Source organism: Candidatus Jordarchaeum sp. (assembly GCF_052745115.1).
On record NZ_JBRAKS010000375.1, the window covers coordinates 1 to 3,664 of the forward strand.

A 3,664-nucleotide genomic window follows, 5' to 3' on the forward strand; every position below is an offset into this window, starting at 1 on the left:
TGGGAATTTTCTGTTCATTATGTTTTCGACTTGTTTTTTTACTTCTTTTTCCACTTTTTCTAGTTCTTTTTGGCTTATGTCTACTTGGGACGTGTTGCCTTCGTCTAGGTGGTATACGGTGGCTTTCTTGGGGTTTAGGTTTAATGCTTTTAGGGAGGCGATTGCATATAGTTTTAGTTGTTTTTCATAGTCGGTGGCTAATTCGTTGTCATCGTGTTCTTTGAAGTCGACTATTTCTATGCTTTCGATTTCTCCTTTGTCGTTTAGTCTTTTTATGAGGTCAATGTAACCCGAGATGAGGGCGTTTCCTAGGGCGAATTCAAATGCTTTTTCTGTTTCTAGTATTAGGTTGAATTCTCCTGAGAATTTATCCACGTAATTTTTGATGATTTTTTTGGCACTGTTTTTGATTCGTTCCATGAATTTTTCTGGTGCGTATCTCAGATAGAAGTTTTCATCTATTATCTTTGTAATTTCTTTTTTGGTTGGTGGTTTTTGTTTAAATTTGTTGTGGATGATGTTTAGTATGTTGTGTATGGATTTTCCGTAGCCTAGGGCGATGGCTATTTTGGGATTGAATCCGTATATGAATCTTAGCTTGTAATCGTAGGGGCATCTGTCATAGTATCTTAGTTCGCTGTAGGATGTGGGGAATCCTTTGAGTGACTCCACTTTGGATAATTCTAATTTTTCTCGTTTTGTTGGGTCTTTAATGGGCTTGGTTAACGCATAATCTTTCGGGAATTCTTCGAAGAACAGGGAGGGTTTTCTTCTTTTTACGCCTTCTATGAGATGTGTGCTTCCAGATAGGAAGAGGTATTTTTCGCTTCTGGTTACAGCTACGTAAAATAGTCTTCTTTCGTCTTCCTCTGTTCCTTCGTACCTTTCAATGTCGAAAAGGTGGGGTGGAATATGCCATTGTTGGGGTTTTGCGTTTGAGGGGAATCTGCCTTTTACGAGGTTGGGCATAAAAACTACTGGGAATTGGAGGCCTTTGGCTCTGTGTATGGTCATTATTTTTACGGCGTTGATTTTTGTTGGGTCGTCTGAGCCGCCTTCTTCGTAGTTCCGTTCAGCGTATCCTTTGATGTAGCCGAGAAAGTACTTTATATCTTTAATTTTTATCGTTTTGTATACGGCTTCGAAATCGGAGATTGCTTGGCTTAGGACTCCGAAATTGTAGTACTGTGTTTCGGTGAACTCAAAATCTGTAGCGCCTATGCAGCTTAAAACTTTGTAGTATAATTCTTGGAGGCTTATAAAATCGTCTTCTCCGAGTTCTTCCTTCAGAAAATCTAACTTCTCGATAAACCCTTCTGCGTCTCCGGTCTTTCCGAAACAAGTATGGTAAAGTTCTGCAATCAGTTCGGGGTCGTCTTCCTCTTCACCAAAACTGGAATTACCCAAATAAGCTAAACTTTGTACTGCCAGTTTCACTTCGTCTTGTTCAAATAGTTTTCCCCCGCCTTTAACGATGTATGGAATTCCCTTATCCTTAAAGGCTTTAATATAGGGTCCGGCAGATGTCCTTACCGATCTAAAAAATATGGCTATATCCCTATAGTCTAAGGAAAATTCTTCTCCCTTGTTGTTAAAATATCGTGTTCCTCGGAGGTGTTCTATTTTATTTATTACAAAATTCACTTCATCCTCTTCATCCTCAAAAAATACTGCGTATATGTCTCCGGACTCGAAATGAATTTTCCGTTCCGGCCACACTTCAATTTTTTTATCCAACCTAGAGGAATTTTTTTCAATCAGTTTTCTTGCGGATTCGATTATGGCTTCGCTGCTTCTGAAATTTGTGGAAACGGGGACGGACTTTACGTTTTTGTATCTTTTCCTGAATGTTAGGATATTGTCAACGTTACTTCCCCTCCACGGGTAAATGCACTGGTCATCGTCACCCACAACGCACAGGTTACCCTTTTCGCCTGCTATTAATTGTATTAGTTTTTCCTGTAGAGGATTTATGTCTTGGTATTCGTCAACAATCAAGTATTTATATTGTCTTCTCACCTTTTCAGCGAACTCGGAATCTTCTTCAAGTAACCTTACAGCTTCGAACATCATTCCCGAAAAGTCCAAGAACTTCTGCTCTTCCAACAAGTTTAGATAATTTTCATAGTATTCCCTAAATTCATCCGGCAAATCCTCGGGATTTATCATCTCTTCCCGTACAACATCAACACTCCGGCAAAATGTTTCAATATTCCTATACTTTCTGTCACCTAAATGATTCAAATGAACACGGAAAAAATTAGTGTAATTAGATAGAAAGATTATCCTTTTATTCTCATCTAGAACATCATAACCTCTATATTTTGGTTTAAACCTTTTCAGTAATTCGAAACAAAACGAGTGAATCGTGCCAACATACATGTCTCCAATCTCAGGATTCTGAGGTCTTAATTCCTGGAGATGCTTCCTAACTCGAAACTTCATCTCCTCGGCAGCCTTCTCCGTAAAAGTAAACGCTATAAAATTTTCAGGTTTAATCCCACCCGATATGAGCAGAGCTATTCTTCGGGTAATAACATCTGTTTTACCGGAACCTGCACAGGCAACAATCTGCAAATTGCCATCCCTAAAATTAATCGCATCTTTCTGAGCTAAAGTGTACTCCAAACCAATCGCCTTCCCGGAAAGTCAATTTTTAATAACTGTTTTAGCACACATAGTTTTTAATAAATTAAACGTGGTGATGCCCAACTTTACAGTTAATCGTAAGCCTCACCGTAGTAAGGCAACCTGTCAAGAGGGTCTAATCTCTATCCTTTTTAGATAAAAAGATTGTAGAGCTGTCCAGAACGGAAAGATTCTCAGAATACCTCGCACTAACACATCTTTCCACTCCCTGTTGGTCAAATAAATTTAACAGACAAAAATATATAAAAATTACCGAACTAAAGAGGAGCTGATAGTATTTAGCGAAGTTTTTGAATCATTTTAACTGTGAAGAAAAGCTCCTTTACCGAAAAGAAGCCATAAAAAGGCAGATTTCACAGTCGTTTTGTTTCAAAAACTTTTCAAGACACTATAGATTATTTCTAAAAAGTTTATGATCACCGAATTAAGTTGTTCCATGATTCGTTTGTTAGTTTTTGGTTGACTAATCTCCAAACTAAGAAGAGAAGAAGCATAAAAGACACTAACAGGCAGACGTTATTGCCACTCAAGAAAAGACTTCAGGAACTTTGATAAAGGCATCCAAAATGCTAACAAAAACTACAGCATTAAAGATTTTTAGGAGACCAGGAGGAAAACCAGGATTATCAGATTTAATATCAGACAGGGAATGTATTATTTTTGTTAGAAGAGGAAAAGGCGCAAAGGAGCTTAGCCTGGCTCCAAGTTTGCTAAAACTTGAACTTTTCCATATTTGGGACCGATTGCCCAGAGGCTAGCATCATTTAAGGTACAGAACCTGCCTGGCGCACTAGACTCTCTATCCTTTGTCCCAGTAATATATGAATAAATCTTTAACCCAGTTGAGGAATATTGGATCCTTTCCACAAAAGCCAGCGTAATCCGTTCTCCCGTTAACGAGACGAAAGCATATGGCAGCTTCTTTTTCAGTAAGTGCTAAAATTGCCGGGATGTCAGAGAGACCGTTGTCCGAAACTTACCCATTTAGGACACCGCCTAAATGGTGTTCGGTTCC

The 3,664-nt window shown here is 38.6% G+C and carries 2 protein-coding genes; one reads left to right on the top strand and one right to left on the bottom strand.

Features of this window, described 5'->3' with window-relative positions; translation table 11 throughout:
- Window positions 1–2,628 (bottom strand): ATP-dependent helicase (locus ACUVXA_RS18090; protein ID WP_445872685.1); only part of this gene is annotated, 2,628 nt, incomplete at its 3' end.
- 587 nt (window positions 2,629–3,215) lie between these two features.
- Here ACUVXA_RS18090 and ACUVXA_RS18095 point away from each other — a divergent pair.
- Complete coding sequence (locus tag ACUVXA_RS18095) at window positions 3,216–3,407, top strand: hypothetical protein (protein ID WP_445872686.1); 192 nt, start codon at window positions 3,216–3,218, stop codon at window positions 3,405–3,407.
- The last annotated feature ends 257 nt before the right edge of the window (window positions 3,408–3,664 follow it).

What these genes read in the sequence shown, in the direction of transcription:
- ACUVXA_RS18095 (WP_445872686.1), top strand. Translation starts at nt 3,216, where the DNA reads ATGCTAACAAAAACTACAGCATTAAAGATTTTTAGGAGACCAGGAGGA.